This window comes from Microbulbifer regidiadema (SeqCode) (assembly GCF_052466995.1).
In genome coordinates this window covers 2624779-2642565 of the sequence record NZ_CP174297.1, presented here as the reverse complement: position 1 = coordinate 2642565, position 17787 = coordinate 2624779, and the positions used below count along the sequence as shown (strand labels likewise).

Genomic DNA, 17787 nt, shown 5'->3' with positions numbered 1-17787 from the left:
TAACGAGGATTTTCTCAGCTGCCGGAAACCGCTTTTTGTTTTCAAAAACTTTTTGTGACAGTGACACCATAAGTTTTCGGCGGCATATATTTCTCAGAAGTAATACCGGTCGGGTCCACAATGCGATGGGCAATCTGATCCTTGTCCCCGAGGTTTTTCCCCCAGGCGCCAACACTCAGCAATTCATCGGCACTGTGCCAGGTAACAGTGGCACCAAGTCTGCCGATGGCATCCTGTTTAACCTTGTTGTCGTTGGATGAGGAGGTGTAATACTCGCTTTTCCAGCTGTAATTAACGTTGAAGTCCAGCGTGCTTCCCCCTGACAGGGGCAGGGAATAGTCAGTGTCCAGGGTGGTAGATTCGTCAGAGGCGTTTGGCAGCGTATTGCCCGTAAGATCTGCGCCGGAGGCGGTAATAAACTCTTCGTAGCGGGCTTCTCCGCTGTTAAAGCTGGCATTGATTAGCAGGTTTTCCGTTGGGGCAACGGTAATACTGGCTTCAAAGCCCTTTGACTTTGCTTGAGCATTATTCAACACCAGGAGCAGGGTCGGCGTAAGTTCAAATACCTGCAGGTTGTTGTAATCCATATGGTAGAAGGACAGGTTAAACTGCAGGCGGTTGTCATACCAACTGGATTTCAGGCCCAGTTCAATGTTTTCCACAATTTCCGGGTCCACGGTCTGGGTCGCATTGCTCGCAAGGTTGGTCTGCGAGGGAAAGGCACCGCTTTTAAAACCCTCGGCGTAGGTGAGATAAACCATTGTATTTATGCTGAAATGATAGTTGATTGAGGCCTTGTGCGTCACTTCCGACCAGTCTTCCTCGCCTTTGACCGGCGCGGTAAATTCCGGAAGAATCAGCGGTACGCCAGTCGGGAAGCCGGTGCCCAGCAAGTCCTGCGCATCCTGGGTAATCTCTTTTTCATCCCGGCTCCAGCGAATGCCGTAGGTCAGCGTCCATTGATCGCTCAGTCGCCAGTCCAGCTGGCCATAGGTGGCCAAGCTGGTGGTGGTGTTGTCCTGCACAAAGAGCACGTTGCCTATGGGGGCCAGTCCCAACTCCTGCAGGGGCACACTGAATTGGGTGTAGAATTGCTCGTCGCGCTCCACCTGTTCCTCCATATAGAACACGCCGGCGATCCAGTCGATATTTTCATGGGTGCCGGAAAGACGGAATTCCTGGGAAAACTGTGAGGCTTCTTCATCCACGCCGTCAATGACGTTTTCCGGAACCGTGAGAACGGCGGTCGGTTCGTTCAGTGGGAGGCCGGTCAGATCATCCACCGTGGTGTAATCGCTGGCGCGCCAGGCGCTGATAGAAAGCAGGCTGGCCCACTTGAGGTCGTGCTCAATGCGGGCCATTACCCCCTGGATTTTTCTCTCCTGGCCCGTGTCGAACTGTGATGCGCATTGCCGTTTGTCCGCGTTGTAGGCTTCGGACATGCCCAATGCCCACAGGGCGCCGGTACCCAAGATACCCTGGTCCAGGTTTTCAAGGTGGCGACAGCTGCCGTTACTCTCATCTTGCGAGTAGTCCGCGCTTAACAGCAGGGTGGTATCACTGCTTACATCGAACAATAGCTGGGCGCGTAGACTCTGGTTGTCGATATCGCCCAGCTCATCGCCACTGCCGGCAGCGCCGGCGGAATTACCGATAATAGGACTGTTGGTGAGGCTGGTTTCGTTAATGATTTCGGCGTCGGTGATGACATTCTTGTAAAAGCCGTCGCGCTGTTTGGTGGCAATACTGATTTTGCCGGATACCGAGTCGGTCAGGCCGCCGTTCAGTAACGCCTGGGCGTGAATCAGCCCCTGGTTACCCGCAGTCAGACTGAGCTTTGTGGAAGGCTCCTGGGTGGGACGGCTGGTAATAAAATTGATGGCACCACCGTTGGTGTTTTTGCCGTAAAGGGTGCCCTGGGGACCGCGCAGGATTTCTATACGTTCCAGATCGAACAGATCAAAGCCGCTGCCACCGGTTCGACCGATATAAACCTCATCGATAAAGATGCCTACGGCGGAATCGCTGGCTGCCGAGTCCGAGGTGTTGCCAATGCCGCGAATAAAGATCCGGGGCTCTCCCAAATTGAATTGGTTAAATGAAATACCGGGTGTTGTCATGGCGACATCGTCCATGCCTGTGATCTTACCGATACCCACATCGTCACCACCGATGGCGGCGACGGACATGGGAACATCCTGAATACTTTTGGTGCGTTTTTCCGCTGTGACCACTACTTCCTCGATCTCGTAGGTGGCCGCAGGTGTTGCTGTTATGGCGCAGGCTAAGAGTATTACTGGAACAGTTATAATTGTTTTAGTAGCCATTTTTACTCTCTGTGACTGTTGTACAGTTCTTCAAGTTGATTGGGTACTGTTTGTTATCCCCTGGCGCTGTCAGGGCTCGGTGCACTGATAGCTTCCAGGTTTATCGACATCCTTGCCGGCGATTAAGCTGGCGGTTTTGGGGTGGGCGCAAATAGGGCGCGCTCTAATCAAACGCTTGCTGGCACCGCGTTGCTCTGCCATAAAACTGTCGGGAATTTCACCGGTTTCCACCCGGTTGGCGACGATTTCCGGGGGATCGAATTCCGCCGGTGCATTAATCTTCCCGGCCGTAGAGATCATTGGACAGCAGGTAGCGGTAGCCGGACGAGGCAGCTACGCCTGGGCCGGTTTCCCTTTGCTGCCAAACAGCCAGATGTCGGTGTAGTGCTCGGAACCCGGTGTTAACGTTGGACTGATGACGTTGTCTTTGCCATCTTTGACGCCACCTTAGAGACGGTTGAGCATGGCCGATTCCTTTTCTGTAAAGCTGCCTGTGGTGTTCTGGGAGGCCGTATCCCGAGTTATGCTGTCACACTGCAGTTGCGCGAAGTCGAATTGGCACTGTCGCGGATCATTGATAACGCCGTCTTCAGATCAATTTTTCCAGTTGATGACGTAAAACCTTGCCCAGCGGATTGCGGGGAATGGCTTCGACCATCACCAGCTTCTCCGGCAGTTTGAATGGGGCCAACTTCTGATCTCTCAAATAGCTGACAATGTCTTCAAGTTGCAGTGCCCGGCCGGATCTGCTTACCACGAATGCCGCTACGCGTTCTCCCATCACTTCACAGGGATAGCCGGCGACAGCGGCTTGGGCAACGTCTTGATGGGCGCATATAAGATTGTCCAGCTCTGCCGGGGCGATGTTCATGCCGCCGCGAATAATCACGTCTTTGCAGCGTCCGATAAAGCGGTAGAAGTCAGGTGTGTCTGAATCGATTTCAAACAGGTCACCGGTGCGGAAGTAGCCGTCTATGGTAAAGGATCGGGCGGTTTTCTCCGGGTCTTTGTAGTAGCCATCGAATACGCCGGGGCCCTGGATCTGGAGTTCTCCCTGGTGCCCGGGCTCCTCGATAAGCTCACCATTTTCGGGATTGACCAGTCGGGCCTGCATGATAGTACTATGGCGGGGAAAGAGTCTGGCGCGCTTGGCGGGACTGTCGGTTTCATTGGGTCCACAGAGCAGGCTGACACCTTCATTGGAACCAAAGTGGTTAACCACCTCAATATCGAATCGCTCTTTAAATCCCGCCACCATCCATTCGTCCAACGGTGCAGAACCGGAGCCAATAGCGCGAATACCGCTGAAATTGCAGCTGGCTAGCAATTGATCATTTTTGAGCAGGTTGTTGAGCAGTGCCGGTGGTGCGAGGGTGTAACTGATCTGCTCTTCGACGATCTGTAGTAAAAACACTGGCAGATCCAGTGGATGGTGCAGCACCAGTTTGCCACCGCTGTAGAGCCAGCTGAGGAACAGGCCACCGATGGAGGCCATATTGATAAACGGGAATGGGTTGAGTAGGGCTTCACCATCCTCGATGCGATTGCCTTCGTAGGTGGCCCGCCCTACGGCGAGCCATTGATTGTGGGAGCGGGGAATCCCCTTGGGTGATCCCTCAGTCCCTGATGTCCAGCAGATGGTCAGTATATCGTTGGCGGAAATGTGGGTATTTTCGCAGTAGTGTTTGAGTGTCGATTGATCGACATCTTTTCGCAGGGCGTTGCTCAGATTGACACAGCCCTCGGCCTCTCCCCACAGCAGCAGTTGCGGTGCCTTCGGGAGTGTGGTGACCCGATCTATGGCGGCTTGCAGGTGATCGAGAAACGCGGCGCCTTTGAGTTCGGCAACACCGATCACCGCGCTGGGTTCGAGAATGCGAATAATGTCCGACAGTTCGTGTTCCTGATACTGAACGGCCACCGGGCTGACGATGACTCCCAGGCGCGAAGCCGCCATATACACCAATACCAGCTCGACGATGTTTGGCATCTGCACCAGCAGGATATCGTCTTTGCCAATGCCCTGTTGCAGCAGTACTGTCGCCAGGCGATCGATCTGCCGGGTGAGTTGACGATAAGTGAGATGTTGTGGCTCGCCACCGGTCAGATGCACTTTGTCGGCCGGGTCAACCAGCGCTATTTCCTCGGGTTTTTTCGCCGCAGTTTTGTACAGTAGGTCGTGTAGTCGGCGGCCGTCCCAGCGGCCCTGCTGCTGGTAGAGATCGAGCTTTTCTTGCGGGGTAATAATCATAGCTCCCCCGCCTACTTGTAGATATCTTCTCCGCGAACCCAGTTGGCGTGAAAACCATAGGGCATGCGGTGGGGCATCTTGATTTTGCAAACAGGCCCGGGGGTAATGTCGCGGGCATCGAAAATCAAACAATAGGACGACCAATCATTGGTGTCGGTTACAAAGGTCGTGAGGTAGCCGTCGTCTTCCGGATCGTTGCGGGTGGCACCGCGTTTGGGGCAGTAAGGTGTTTCACTGCCGAACACCCCTCGACCGTAATCGTAACGCTGGATATGACCGCTTTCGAGGTCGTATTTCAGCAGCGCGCCGAAGGCCAGGGTGCCGACAGCGTCGTTCTTTCTGGTCATAATGTACTGGTTAAAACTGAAGCGGCTTTTATAACCCATGTAGAGTGGGTTGGCGCGACAAAATTCGGAATTAGTAGTATCGATATCGCCTTCGATCACTTCCCCAGTTTTCATATTGAACTTCCACACATACATGTTGGCTTCCAGGCGCATGTAGGCCAGCATATGGGACAGGTCACCGTCGCCAGGGTCGGCCTTGGGCATGGGATTGGTGGATCGACAACCCACCTGCACCACCCAGTCGCCTTCCTCCCAGCAATTGACCACATGCAGGATGTAGCAGGGTTCGCATTCGAACCATTTGACTTCGCTGCCTTTGCCGTAGCGAGGTTGCACACCAAAGCGAGTGGGAATATCGCGATGAAACGCCACAACGCGCTTGCGGTTTTGTTTCAGAAGCCCTACATCGTGGAAAAAGGGGCAGTCATGGAGGATGACAAAATTGGGGGTGACTCCGATATCGTGTGGCAGCCGCGGCCCCGGCAATTCGATATTTTCCTGGTGGATGATATTGCCCTTTCTGTCGGCAATGCCGTAGCTCATGTGCGGAAAGTCATCGAAGTAATCAAAGAAAATTAATTCCTCCTTTTCCCAGTCCAGCTTTGAATGGGCAGACAGGGCGCGCTTGAGCTGACCGTTGAGCGTCTCCCGCCCTCTGGTTTCGAGGGTGGTGGGATCGAGCCTGTAGGGAATACCGGCGTTGTACCACAGCGATATAATGTGATCGTTAAAGTACATCACATCGGTGTTGGAGGTGTCTTTGATGGGAAAACCCGGCAGTGTGAAATCGAAAGGCCCCATCACGCCCGGCCAGATACTTTTACTTTCCTCTAATTCCAGTATGAGTGATTCGGTCTGAATCCATCGATTGCGATAGCTGGCTTCGCCGTCTTTAAAAAAGATGCCGTACAGCATGCCGTCGCCATCGAATGGATGATAATTATGCTTGGGCTTGAACACTGGATTGGGGCCGTTGCGAAGATAGGCGCCGTAGAGGTCTGCGGGAATCTCGCCGCTGACAATCTCAAGCTCGGCACTTTCGGTTTCCACCGTGGTAGGGGCGTAGACACCGTGTAAATAGGGATTGTCTATCTCTGCCGTCCAGCCCGGCGCATCGGGAGGCAGGGAGCCGTCCCGGGCGCGGGTTATAGTATTTTTTTCGGTCACTTCCAGGCTTGTCATCTACGCGGCTCCTCAATCCTAATCTGTATTGGCTGTAGCGGTTTTACATTGCCGTGGTGAGGCCGTTCAGAGGCAGGCCATACGGGCTTTGGAGGTTCGGTATTCGTTATCCAGTTCTTCCACGATAGCGGCGATCCGAGCTACGCCGGTGGAAGCGCCCACCCCCTGGCCGGCGGTCCAGATATCCCTCCAGCGCTTGTTGTCGGCGCCGTTGCTGGCAAAGTCGATACTTCCCTGTGCGGGCATATTAGCGGGATCGTAGCCGCCGTTGATCAGCGACTGCCGCATCCAATTGGCTTTGACGCCGGTAATGGCGTCGGAGGTGACGATGTCGTCGGCATTGGAGTCGACCACCATCTCCTTGTAAGCCTGTTGGCACATGCTCTCAGCGGTGGGAATAAAGCGAGTGCCGAGATAGGCGATATCTGCCCCCATGGTCTGTGCGGCATGAATGGCACGGCCGGTGCTGATACCTCCGCCGAGCACCAGTAAGCCATCCCACCATTGGCGGATTTCATTGACAAAGACAAACGGCGATAGGTGGCCGGTGTGACCGCCGGCACCGGCACTGACCAGTACCAGGCCATCCACGCCTGCGGCTGCGGCTTTTTTGGCAAAGCGAGGGCTGATCACATCGGCCAATACAATACCGCCATAGCTGTGGATTTGATCCACTACATACTGCGGGTTACCCAGCGCGGTAACGACGATGGGCGGCTTGTGCTTGAGGATTAGGTCCAGATCGGCATCGCGGCGCGGATAGGAGGGGTGCACGATGATATTGACGGCCCAGGGCACAGCAGGGGTCGCCCCGTCATCGGTGCTTACCACCGCGTTGATTTGCGTCATCCACTCGTCGAGGATCTCAAGAGTGCGGGCGTTGGGTGTGGGGAAGCAGCCGATAATGCCGGCCCGGCAGGCATTGATCACCATCTCCGGTCCGGAAATCAAAAACATGGGGGCCTGCATGGCGGGGATGCGCAGCTGGCTGAAGAAGTCGGCGGCCTGTGTCATACGGGTAACTCCTGGCTTCGCGGGTGCTGATAGCTGTGAGTTCTATATTGCAAGCCTCTCGAGCTTACCCTGTCGGTCTAACAATGCAAGTAAAAAATGAAATTAAGTGGTTGAGAGAGATGAGATATTGGAGGAGGCATGGATCGGGGCGAGCAGCGCCCGGAATTCTGGTGGTTTGAGCATGAGAGTGGGCCGGATGCTTCAGGTGAATATAGAGCGAGGCGCTACAGGGAATCATTCAAGGGGAGGGGTGCCAGGGCGGGCGGCAACAGGGGCGTCGTGGTGAGCCGCGATCAACTCAGCGGCGGTGGGACGATTATTGCCGTTCAGAAACAGCATTCGCTTGTAGGTGGGAGTAATTGAGTGGTCCACGAGAATAGCGAGAAAGGCACTTGGGAGGCCAATGTGGTTCTGGGCACAAAGGGCCACGCGACCGCCGATTGGTAACTGTTGGCGCAAGCCTGCGGCAAGTGCTTCGCTGCGGCGCACCAGTTCTCGATAGCTGATACGCTCGCTGTCGTCCTCTGCGTACCTGCTGGGCGCCGGCATCCAGTGCCTTGTTCAGGGTTGAGCGCTGTTTGTCGAACCAGGCGTCCATAGAATTTTCCACATTTTATCTTTTACAAAAAAAACATAAGTCTTCCAGTAAAAGTAACTTGCCCTATGAAATTATCAGTATGATTGCCCTGTATCAAGAGTTGATACAGGGCTGCCGTTTATTCGGCCGGGGCTTTCCCCTAAAATATGTCTATGCAAGTTACCAATCAAATTCTGTCAAACCCTGTTGCCCGGGGACTGAATATCCTTGGCGATCGCTGGACTATTTTGATATTGCGCGAGGCCTTCCTGGGTCAGCACCGCTTTGAAGCATTTCGCACCCATACCGGCGCTTCTCGCGGAACCTTGTCCAAACGTTTGGAATCCCTGGTGTTCCTTGGAATCCTCTATAAAAATCCATATCAGACCGCACCACTGAGATTTGAGTATCGGCTCACCGACAAGGGGCTTGGGCTTTACCCTTGGGCGCTGCTTATATGGCAATGGGAGCATCAATGGGGGGGGGATGCAAAAGAAGCGGGCGTGCCGTCGCAGCTTTATCATGCGACAGCCTCGGGTCACCTGTTAAAACCGATAAGCGTGTGCAGGCACTGTCGGGAGCCTTTGCATCTCGATGATGTGGAGCGGGTGGTTAACGAGAACGCGGAACCGGCCTCGGCGAAAGATTTAAAAGCGTTTGGCAATCAGCGGCGTATCCGGGTCGGGTCCAGCGGCGATCAGCCTCTGGCGCATATCATCGATATTATCGGTGATCGCTGGACCCTGTTACTTTTGGCTGCGGCCTTTATAGGTTTGCGCCGCTATGATGATTTTCGCCAGCAATTGGGGGTGGCGACCAATATACTGGCTGATCGACTTAAGTTACTGGTGGAGATGGAGGTCTTCAGCCGGCATGAATACCAAAGCAATCCTCCCCGTTTCGAATATCAATTGACGGAAAAAGGCAAGTCGCTCTACCCCCAGACCATGGCCCTGCGCCAGTGGGTACTGGAATGGTTGCCGAAGGTCTCGCACCCCTTCAAGCTGGTGCATCGCACTTGTGGCGTCGAATTGGCCACTGAGGTTATTTGCGAAGCGTGTGATGAACCCGTGTTGGCAAATGAGGTGCGTTTTGCCAAATTGATTTACTCCGATGCCAGGGGAGCGACGGGTTCACGAAGGTAAACCAGCTTGCCATCAAACCAGGTCATTAATACCCGGGTGTCACTGATTTTCTCAGCCTCCCTTTATCCGCCAGTTCAACCAGGTTCTGGTCGATCACTATAAAATCCGCTTTTTTGCCCGCTTCCAGGGTTCCCAGCTCGGCTGCCAGGCTCATCGCCCGTGCACTGTTAATGGTATAGGCCGCGATGATCGAGTGGATATACAACCGCTCATCGATGTTAAGGATATAGGGATTGCCATAGTCGCTGCCGTCCCGTGTCATGGCCATTTCCATATTTTGAAACGGTTGGGGGTCGGCGGCTGTCCACCGGTGCGTCGCTGCCCGCAGTAATCACTCCGCCTAAGGCCTGGATACTGCGGTCGGGCCCAGTTTTGCATTGCAACAGCAGGCACAGCAACAGTCGGCTCTTTGATTTCTGTGCACCTAAGTTGTTATCTTGGTAATACAGAAATTTAATCCCAAACTTTGTTCCTAGCTTTTCCCCACTTCCTTCTTATAGCTGTATTGCCGCTTATCGATAAGGCTTATTTGGTGGCTTGTCGATTTGCATTCCGCTCGGCTCGTATTGACGTCACCTGAGGCGCATTTTGCTAAGTCCCGGCAAAAGTATGGATATTAGGTTAAGGATTGAGTTATGAGGAAGTTAAAGCCTGTTGTTATAGCCATATTAACTGCGATGAGCGGTGCTGTTGTGGCTTCTGATAATGAGACGACTGTCAGTCAGGAGGGAGGTAGCAATACTGCTAACGTCAATCAGGTTGACCCTACAGCTGTGGGCAACTGGATCGATGTCACCCAAATTGGAAATGACAATTTATCGCTAACGACTCAGGCCTCTGATGCGGTCGGTAATCTTATGATCCACATTCAGGAGGGGGACGGTAATAGCGCAGAGTCTTCCCAGGAGACGTCGGCGGAGTCCAGTGGGCTGGAGATCGAGCAGGTCGGAGATAACAACGAAGCCGTTGCACAGCAGCTCGACTCGTTTGGTGGGGTCCTGGCAGTGATCCAGGAAGGAAATATGAACTTTCTGCAGGTAACCCAGGACGGGACTTATGGCTCGACGATTGGGGTTGGGCAAGAGGGTGACTCTAATAGTGCGACCATAACCGGGCAGACCCTGGGGGTTTTGACGAGTACCCTCTATCTGTTCCAAATTGGCGATGACAATATAGCCGAGATTTCCCAGCAGAGCGATGTGGAATTGGCTTCGATATTTGTACAGCAAGACGGGGATCAGAATGTCTTTTGGGGCGAGCAGTCGAACGTGGTGGAAAGCGCTTCAGTTGTCGCCAGTCAAACCGGTGATGGGAACGAGATTGAAATTCTTCAGAGCAATGATGTTAGCGCAAGTTCTGCCACTATTTTCCAGTTGGGGGATGGCAACCTTGGCGGAGCTCTACAGAAATTTGGTGTTGCCGGCAGTTCTGTGTTTGTGCTCCAGGTGGGGGATGGCAACTTTGCTGGGGGGATTCAGGGGGATCTCGTCAGTGCCAGTACTGCGACTGTCACTCAGGCGGGCGTAGGAAATATGGGGATAACCTATCAGTCGGAGGTCTCTTCTGCATCGGCGACACTGACCCAGGTGGGGTCTGCAAATGAAGCATTTATTGAGCAATATTTGTCATTATCGGATCAGGCTACTATAGATCAGGATGGTAGCGGGAATCTCGGGGGAATAGGGCAAGAGGAAACTGAGCTTGTTACTGCGACACTGACTCAGGGGGGAACTGCAAATGAGGCGACGATTGGGCAGCTGTTGTCGGTATCAGATGCAGCTTCAGTGGAGCAGGACGGTGACAGTAATAGCGCGGAAGTACTACAGGAAGAAAATCTCCTCAGCACTGTGACACTCTCTCAATTGGGGGCTTCCAATGAGGCGGTTATTGAGCAGTCTTTAGCGGTATCGGTTACAACCTCTATAGTGCAGGATGGTATCAGTAATAGCGTAGGGGTGTTGCAGGACGGGAATGCGCTGAGTTCGACAACCGTCACCCAGCTGGGAGATATGAATGAATTTACCGCTGAGCAAATGCTGGACGCTCAGACGGCGGTTGCAACACAAATTGGTATCTCAAATATAGGGTTGGTTTACCAGTAGGTTTTGCCGGGCTCCGCATTTTGCTCGGGTGTTTATTGGCCAAAATGTGGAGCCTCTGTCTTTTCCCTGCCTAAGTCACTATTCAGGGGCTCATCACTTTAAGCTTGCGCTGGCTGCGCAATATGAATAAGGGGAGGACGTCTAGTGAATGCATTGGCCTCCCCCCCCCGGCAACTGATTAGTGAATCATCTGCGTGACGAGTTTGCCCAGATATAGGGCTGAGGTGAGGCCGGGAGATTCGATCCCCAGAAATGCCAGTAACTGGGCTTCATTGTTTAGCGTCTGGCGATAAATCTGAAAATCCCCAGCGGGCACTCCCTTTGGCACAATTTGTGGGCGAATACCGGCATAGCCGGGCCGCAGTGTATTTTCCGTGACCCCGGGCCAGTAGCGGCGAATACAGCGATAAAATTTTTCTCGCTTGTCCGGGTCTACCCGGTAGTCGATGCTATCGACCCACTCCGTATCCGGGCCAAAGCGCGCGCCGCCGTGTATATCGAGGGTGAGGTGAATCCCCAGCCCCGCAACTTCGGGTAGCGGGTAGATCAAGTGTGAAAAGGGCACTTTGCCAAAAAAAATAAAGTAGCTGCCTTTTACGAAATAAGTATTGGGAATTGCCTGTCGCACTGTGTCGCTATCAATAGTTTTTAGTAGTGCACTGGTGTGAAGTCCTGTGGCTAAAATCAGGTTGCGGGTTTTCAGCCGGTAGCCGTCCGCCATTATCAGCTGGCAGGTGCCGGTGGAGATTTCAATCCGGACAACTTTATTCGCGAGCACCACCTCTGCCCCCTTTCTCTCCAGGGCGACCTCAAGGGCGAGCATCAGGCTGTGGCTGTCGACAATGCCGCTTGTGGCTGAGTAGAGGGCGCCGACACACTGCAATGCAGGCTCCAAACATCGGGCCTCAGTGGCGCTCAGTAAGCGCAGTCCTCCCGCACCATTGGCATCTCCCTGGGCTTTTAGGCTGCGCAACCGTATTAGCTGCGCTTTATCGGTGGCGACAACCAGTTTGCCGATCCGCCTGTGGGGCACACTGTATTGCCGGCAAAATTGATACAGCAGGGATTTGCCGGCAACACAGGCGCGGGCCTTTAAGCTCCCCGTTGGGTAGTAGAGCCCCGCGTGAATGACCTCACTGTTGCGGGCGCTGGTTTCGGTGCCGATGGCATTGTGCTGTTCCAATACCATCACCTCGCGGCCGCTGCGACTCAATTGATAGGCGCAGGCCAACCCCAAAATACCGGCTCCAACTACGACGCTATCCACGGTGTCCATATCGAGCCCCTGCCGTATATTTTGCCTGTAACGCCAGATTGAAATTACTGTCCAAGGGGTAAGTGGTGGTGTTGTTGCATTGCGCTATAATGCGCGCTTTTCCGCGACTGGAAGTTAGTCATGACTCAGAAGTCCATTGCCGCAGACACTGTAGATTCTCGCTCTTTGGTGCAGGCGCACCTGGCGGAGCCGGTAATGTCACAATATAGCGAAGAAGAGCTGCAAGTATGGCGCGAGCGTATTAAGCGCTTGTTGAAAGAACAGAATGCAGTACTGGTCGCACACTACTATACCGACCCCTTGATCCAGGCCCTGGCGGAGGAAACCGGGGGTTGTGTTTCTGACTCATTGGAAATGGCCCGTTTTGGTGCCAAGCACTCCGCCGACACCTTGGTGGTTGCCGGCGTCAAGTTTATGGGCGAGACCGCCAAGATTCTCACTCCCAATAAGCGGGTATTGATGCCGACTCTGGAGGCCACCTGCTCCCTAGACCTCGGTTGTCCCCCTGAGGAGTTTTCCGATTTCTGTGATCAGCATCCGGACCGCACAGTGGTGGTATACGCGAATACCTCGGCGGCGGTAAAGGCTCGTGCTGACTGGGTGGTAACCTCCAGTATTGCCCTGGATGTGGTGGATCACCTGGATGCCAATGGCGAAAAGATTCTCTGGGCACCGGACAAGCACCTGGGTGGCTATGTCGAGCGCGAAACGGGCGCCGATGTCTTGCTTTGGGACGGCTCCTGTATCGTTCATGAGGAGTTTAAGGCGAAGGGTGTTGAGGACTTAAAGGCCCTCTATCCGGACGCGGTGGTTTTGGTACACCCGGAATCCCCCGCCTCTGTGGTGGCGTTGGCGGATGTGGTGGGGTCTACCTCCCAGATAATCAATGCTGCCAAGACCCGCCCGGAGAAGCGTTTTATTGTGGCTACAGACCAGGGTATCTTCTACAAGATGCAGCAAGAGTGCCCGGATAAGGAGCTGATGGTGGCGCCCACTGCCGGTGCGGGCGCGACTTGCCGCAGCTGTGCAAACTGCCCCTGGATGGCGATGAACTCTCTGGAGAACCTCTGCGGTGTACTGGAGCGTGGCGATAATGAGATCTTTGTCGACCCGGAGCTGGGCAGAAAGGCGATGATCCCGTTACAGCGCATGCTGGATTTTCGCAAGAGCTAGTAGCTGCGAAAACAGCGCAGAGTTAAGCAAAAAGAGCGGCCATTGGCCGCTCTTTTTGCTTTGGGGTAGGTGCTATAGCTCTTCGAGCTTTTCCTGCATTTTCAGCACGTCTTTGAGGCGCTGTTGCAGGATGGCGTGAATCTGATAGTTATCCTTGGACATGCGGATGCCGTGGCGCAGGTGCTGTAGGGCCTTGTCGAATACACCATTGAGGATGTAGTACTCGGCGCGGGCCTCGTGCACGCCGACGATATCCCCGGCCAGGCCGTGGGTTTCCGCAAGCAGATACCAAACTTGTGAGTCATCTTTACGCGTGCGGCTGTACTTAGATAGAAGGCGCTCGGTAGCCAGGTAATTGCCGGCTTTGAAGTGGGCATTGGCGAGCCCCATAATTAAGGCGTGATCGCCGGGGTTGTGGTTGAGGGCTTGCTGGAGGCGCTGGGTGGCGCTTTTGTAATCTTCTCTGGCCAGATCAATATCTGCCCTCGCCAGTATATAGGTGGGCTTGGATGGATTTTTATCCAGCAGTGGCTGCAAGGTATCCAGCGCTGAGTCCGGTTTGCCGGCGGCAACCTGTGCCAGGGCCAGGCCGTAGCGGGCGGCATCCTCGTTGTCATTGACCCCATTCAGCTCTGCGCTAAAGCGCTTTACCGCCTGCTGAGGCGTTGACTCTGTGGCGAGGCGCACCCGCGCGCGCATTAGGTGATAGTCGAGGCTGTTGCTGGGAGGGGCGGCCTCCATACGCTGCGCCCTCAATTTGGCATCGGCAATTCGACTTTCGGTAACGGGGTGAGTGAGGAGGAACTCTGGTGGGCGCTGGTAGTAGCGAGTGGCCTTGAGCATTTGCTCGAACATCTCACCGGCGGCTTTGGGGTCGCGCCCGGATTTGGCCAGAGTTTCAATGCCGACCCTGTCTGCCTCCTGCTCGTTTTTACGGCTGAAGCGCAGCTGGTTATCCAGGGCTGCCGCTTGGGTGGCGCTCATGGCCGCTATCCCCGCTTCCCCGCCAGCCGTGGCGGCCAGGACCAGGGCGCCTAACATACCGGCGATAGTGGGGATTCTGCTGTTGCGCTGCTCTTCCTTGGAGCGGGCATAGTGCCGCTGGCTGAGGTGAGCCAGTTCGTGCGCGATAACCGAGGCAAACTGGTCCTCGCTCTTGGCGAACAGAAACAGCCCGGTGTGAACCCCCATAACTCCGCCGGGCGCAGCAAAGGCATTCATAGTCTTATTGTTGACTACGACAAGGTGAATCTCTTTATCTTCCAGGGGGCTGTACTCTGCCAGTTCACTGATCACCCCCTCGATATACTGTTGGATCAGAGCGTCGTTGGAGGTGCGAACCTGGCTGCGGAACATGCGCAGTATCATCTGCCCCAGTTCTTTCTCCTGGGTGTGGGAGACGATCCCGCTGGTGCTGTCACCGAGCTCAGGAAGGCGGATCTCACCGCTATCCGCTGTGGCGGCAATGGGTAGGGTGCCGAGTAAGGCCCCCATAGCCAGTGCGCGCACTCCCGTGAGAATTCGATGGCGGATAGCGGCTGGGTGTGTCCGGTGAAGCAGATTGTTTTTGGAATCAGTCATCTTGATTACTGCTCAGTCTGTCCATGAAGGATCTATAGTCCAACTCTATACGCTACCCCGTTGGACTGTCGAGGCTTCGACTCAGTGGCCCCTAAAAGGTTCACGCCTGCGCCTGGTGGATCGTTAAAAAGCGTAAAGCAGGTGCGGGTTATGGCGCCAGGTTCGCGCTATAATCCGCAGCAATACCGGTCTGTGACTAAAAAGGCAATGTCAGTAATCTCCTCCAGCAATCAGCCCAATGCCCCGGATTGGGACGCGGCCACCATTGTGGATGCGAGAGATCTGCCCTGCCCACAACCGTTGCTGGCCATGCGCCGGGCGCTGCGGGAGTACCCGGAGGGAACACTGCTTTGCATCCTCGCCACCGATGAAGGGTCCTGGCGGGATTTCCACAGCTTTGCCTCCTTAAGTGGTCGAACCCTGCTGCGCGCCGAGCGATGTAATAATAACTTTCAATATTGGCTGTACGCTGGCAAATGAATAAAGATAAATCCCGAGAGTCTATGTTATCGATTGTAAAAGGCTGGGTGAATCGCTACTTCGGTCAGGAAGAGGTGGTACTTCTGGTCTTGATACTGGCCCTGGCGCTGGTGGTTCTGGCGACGCTGGGAGCTGTGCTGGCCCCGGTACTGACCGCGCTGGTGATCGCCTTTTTGATGCAGGGGATGGTGCAAAAGCTGAAGTCCTGGCGTGTGCCCCACTGGCTGGCCGTCAGCCTGTCCTGCCTGGTGTTGGTGGGCACTATTGTAGCGCTGCTGCTGGTGGTGCTGCCGATTATCTGGCGCCAATTGGTGCGTCTGGGGACGGAGTTGCCGAATATGGTACAGCGTGGCCAGGAGCTGCTGTTGCTGCTGCCGGAGCGCTACCCGCGCCTGATTTCCGCCGGCCAGATCGATGAAATTTTCAATACGCTCGGCAGCGAGCTGGGTGGACTGGGGCAGACGCTGCTGGCCTTCTCCCTGACCAATCTGCCCATTTTTGCCGGGCTGTTGATCTATGTGGTGGTGGTGCCGATCCTGGTATTTTTCTTCCTCAAGGATTCCGATCAGCTGATTCGCTGGTGTACCTCTCTGCTGCCCACCGAGCGCCCCATGCTGCATCAGATTTGGCACGAGATGAACGATCAGGTGGCTAATTATGTGCGCGGTAAGGTGATTGAAATCGGTATTGTTGCCGCAGTCAGTTACGTCGCCTTTTTACTGTTGGGGGTGAACTACGCGCTACTGCTCGCCGTTGCTGTGGGTTTTAGTGTTTTGATTCCCTATATCGGCGCCGCTGTTGTCACTATTCCTGTTGCGGCTATTGGGCTGTTTCAGTGGGGCTGGAGCAATGAATTTTTCTATCTGATGGTGACTTACGGCATTATCCAGCTGCTCGATGGCAATGTACTGGTGCCGCTACTGTTTTCTGAGGCGGTCAATTTACACCCGGTTGCCATTATTCTCGCAGTGCTGTTCTTTGGTGGTATCTGGGGCTTTTGGGGGGTCTTCTTTGCCATCCCGCTGGCGACGTTGCTCAAGGCCATTATGACGGCCTGGCCCACCCACGAACACCAGGCCGAGTGGGAGGCCAGGCGAATAGCGGAGTAGGAGGGCTACTCTGCTATCTTTTTCTGTCTGCGGGTTGCGGCATTTGCTAGAATGCCGCGCTTTCTTTTATTTGGTCCCTTCAAATAGGTGAGAGCCCATGAGCCTGGCTGACAAAGTTCTAGCGGTCAATAATGACCTGCCGATCCGCACCGACAAACCTATCCACAGCGGCAAAGTCCGCTCCGTTTACTGGCTGACCGAGGCCGACAGCCGCCGCCTGATTGAGGAGAAAGGCTACCCGGTAGCCCCGGACACCCCCCTTGCCGTGATGGTGATTTCCGATCGCATTTCCGCATTTGATTGCATCTGGAGCGGTGAAGGCGGTATGCGCGGTGTACCCGGCAAGGGCGCGGCGCTGAACGCCATTTCCAACCACTGGTTCAAGCTGTTTAAAGAGCGGGGTCTGGCGGACAGTCATATCCTGGATATTCCGCATCCGCTGGTGTGGATTGTACAGAAGGCGCGTCCAGTGATGATCGAAGCGATCGCCCGTCAGTACATCACCGGCTCCATGTGGCGCGCCTATGACAAGGGTGAGCGGGAGTTCTGTGGCATTGAAATTGCCGATGGTTTGCACAGAGACCAGAAGCTGGCAGAGCTGCTGATTACCCCCTCCAGTAAAGGTATTCTCAAGGGCATCCCCGGCGTACCGGAAGCGGACGATGTCAATGTTACCCGCAAGAATATCGAAGACAATTTCGAAGCCTTCGGCTTCCGCAATGCAGGCGATATCGACCTGTATGAGAAGTTGCTGAAAGAGGGTTTCGATTTGATTTCCGCAGAGCTGGAAAAGCTCGATCAGGTCTTTGTCGATACCAAGTTTGAATTCGGCTATGTCACCGATGCCAATGGTGAGGAAAAGCTGATTTATATGGATGAGGTGGGCACGCCAGACTCCTCCCGCATTTGGGACGGTGAGCAGTACCGCGCGGGCAAGATTGTGGAAAAATCCAAAGAGGGTTTCCGCCAAGCGCTACTCAGCTATTTCCCCGATGCAGATATTCTGCTGAACAAAGACCGCATGGATGAGCGCTCGGCTTTGGCTCGCGACAATGAGCTGCCGGAATCTATGCTGATGGATCTGTCTAATACTTATATTGGTATTGCTGAGAAGATTGTTGGTACGAAACTTGAGATATCTGATAATCCCAAAGCGGAATTGCTTGACGTGTTGCGTAAGGATTATGGCTTGGTCGATTGATTTCAGTTTGGTTGATAAAAAA

At 54.5% G+C, this 17787-nt stretch carries 15 protein-coding genes; 6 read left to right on the top strand and 9 right to left on the bottom strand.

All coding sequences use genetic code 11. The annotated features are described in order from the left end of the window. Window positions 1-41: 41 nt before the first annotated feature. The 6 genes from ACJJIK_RS11500 to ACJJIK_RS11475 all read right to left on the bottom strand — a co-directional run bounded on the left by ACJJIK_RS11500 (window position 42) and on the right by ACJJIK_RS11475 (window position 7670). A complete protein-coding gene (locus ACJJIK_RS11500) occupies window positions 42-2327 on the bottom strand; it encodes a TonB-dependent receptor (RefSeq protein WP_444928437.1) in 2286 nt (761 codons plus the stop codon). 69 nt (window positions 2328-2396) lie between these two features. After that, on the bottom strand, window positions 2397-2627 hold the full coding sequence (locus ACJJIK_RS11495; protein ID WP_444942819.1) for a hypothetical protein: 231 nt from the start codon (window positions 2625-2627) through the stop codon (window positions 2397-2399). Between the two features lie 289 nt (window positions 2628-2916). After that, on the bottom strand, window positions 2917-4578 hold the full coding sequence (locus ACJJIK_RS11490; protein WP_444928435.1) for a class I adenylate-forming enzyme family protein: 1662 nt from the start codon (window positions 4576-4578) through the stop codon (window positions 2917-2919). An 11-nt stretch (window positions 4579-4589) separates the two neighbouring features. Next, window positions 4590-6107, bottom strand: coding sequence for a carotenoid oxygenase family protein (locus ACJJIK_RS11485; protein WP_444942818.1), 1518 nt, complete (start codon window positions 6105-6107; stop codon window positions 4590-4592). 66 nt (window positions 6108-6173) lie between these two features. After that, window positions 6174-7121, bottom strand: a complete 948-nt coding sequence (locus ACJJIK_RS11480; RefSeq protein ID WP_444942817.1) for an NAD(P)H-dependent flavin oxidoreductase — start codon at window positions 7119-7121, stop codon at window positions 6174-6176. A gap of 234 nt (window positions 7122-7355) precedes the next feature. After that, window positions 7356-7670 carry an AMP-binding protein gene (locus tag ACJJIK_RS11475; protein ID WP_444942816.1) on the bottom strand — a complete coding sequence of 105 codons (315 nt, stop codon included), beginning with the start codon at window positions 7668-7670 and terminating at the stop codon, window positions 7356-7358. Window positions 7671-7865: 195 nt separating this feature from the next. Here ACJJIK_RS11475 and ACJJIK_RS11470 point away from each other — a divergent pair, with 195 nt between their 5' ends. Then, on the top strand, window positions 7866-8843 hold the full coding sequence (locus ACJJIK_RS11470; RefSeq protein WP_444942815.1) for a winged helix-turn-helix transcriptional regulator: 978 nt from the start codon (window positions 7866-7868) through the stop codon (window positions 8841-8843). Window positions 8844-8868: 25 nt separating this feature from the next. Here the strand turns inward: ACJJIK_RS11470 and ACJJIK_RS11465 are convergent, their stop codons facing one another. Next, window positions 8869-9171, bottom strand: a complete 303-nt coding sequence (locus tag ACJJIK_RS11465) for an amidohydrolase family protein (RefSeq protein WP_444945061.1) — start codon at window positions 9169-9171, stop codon at window positions 8869-8871. Window positions 9172-9478: 307 nt separating this feature from the next. On the opposite strand from ACJJIK_RS11465, the gene ACJJIK_RS11460 reads away from it, so the two are divergent. After that, window positions 9479-10945, top strand: coding sequence for a hypothetical protein (locus tag ACJJIK_RS11460; RefSeq protein ID WP_444942814.1), 1467 nt, complete (start codon window positions 9479-9481; stop codon window positions 10943-10945). A 178-nt stretch (window positions 10946-11123) separates the two neighbouring features. Here ACJJIK_RS11460 and ACJJIK_RS11455 read toward each other — a convergent pair whose 3' ends face one another. Then, window positions 11124-12221, bottom strand: a complete 1098-nt coding sequence (locus tag ACJJIK_RS11455; protein WP_444942813.1) for an NAD(P)/FAD-dependent oxidoreductase — start codon at window positions 12219-12221, stop codon at window positions 11124-11126. A gap of 120 nt (window positions 12222-12341) precedes the next feature. Here ACJJIK_RS11455 and nadA point away from each other — a divergent pair, with 120 nt between their 5' ends. After that, entirely contained in the window at window positions 12342-13394 is a 1053-nt protein-coding gene (gene nadA, locus ACJJIK_RS11450) for a quinolinate synthase NadA (RefSeq protein WP_444932293.1), read from the top strand. Between the two features lie 72 nt (window positions 13395-13466). On the opposite strand, the gene ACJJIK_RS11445 is transcribed toward nadA, so the two are convergent. Beyond that, entirely contained in the window at window positions 13467-14975 is a 1509-nt protein-coding gene (locus tag ACJJIK_RS11445; RefSeq protein WP_444942812.1) for a M48 family metalloprotease, read from the bottom strand. A 150-nt stretch (window positions 14976-15125) separates the two neighbouring features. Here ACJJIK_RS11445 and ACJJIK_RS11440 point away from each other — a divergent pair, with 150 nt between their 5' ends. The 3 genes from ACJJIK_RS11440 to ACJJIK_RS11430 all read left to right on the top strand — a co-directional run bounded on the left by ACJJIK_RS11440 (window position 15126) and on the right by ACJJIK_RS11430 (window position 17765). Then, window positions 15126-15455, top strand: a complete 330-nt coding sequence (locus ACJJIK_RS11440; RefSeq protein WP_444932291.1) for a sulfurtransferase TusA family protein — start codon at window positions 15126-15128, stop codon at window positions 15453-15455. A 23-nt stretch (window positions 15456-15478) separates the two neighbouring features. Beyond that, window positions 15479-16564 (top strand): AI-2E family transporter, encoded by a 1086-nt coding sequence (locus ACJJIK_RS11435; RefSeq protein ID WP_444932290.1) that lies wholly within the window; start codon window positions 15479-15481, stop codon window positions 16562-16564. A gap of 97 nt (window positions 16565-16661) precedes the next feature. Beyond that, the gene (locus ACJJIK_RS11430) at window positions 16662-17765 is read left to right on the top strand and encodes a phosphoribosylaminoimidazolesuccinocarboxamide synthase (RefSeq protein WP_444942811.1); all 1104 of its coding nucleotides are present in this window, start codon (window positions 16662-16664) and stop codon (window positions 17763-17765) included. The last annotated feature ends 22 nt before the right edge of the window (window positions 17766-17787 follow it).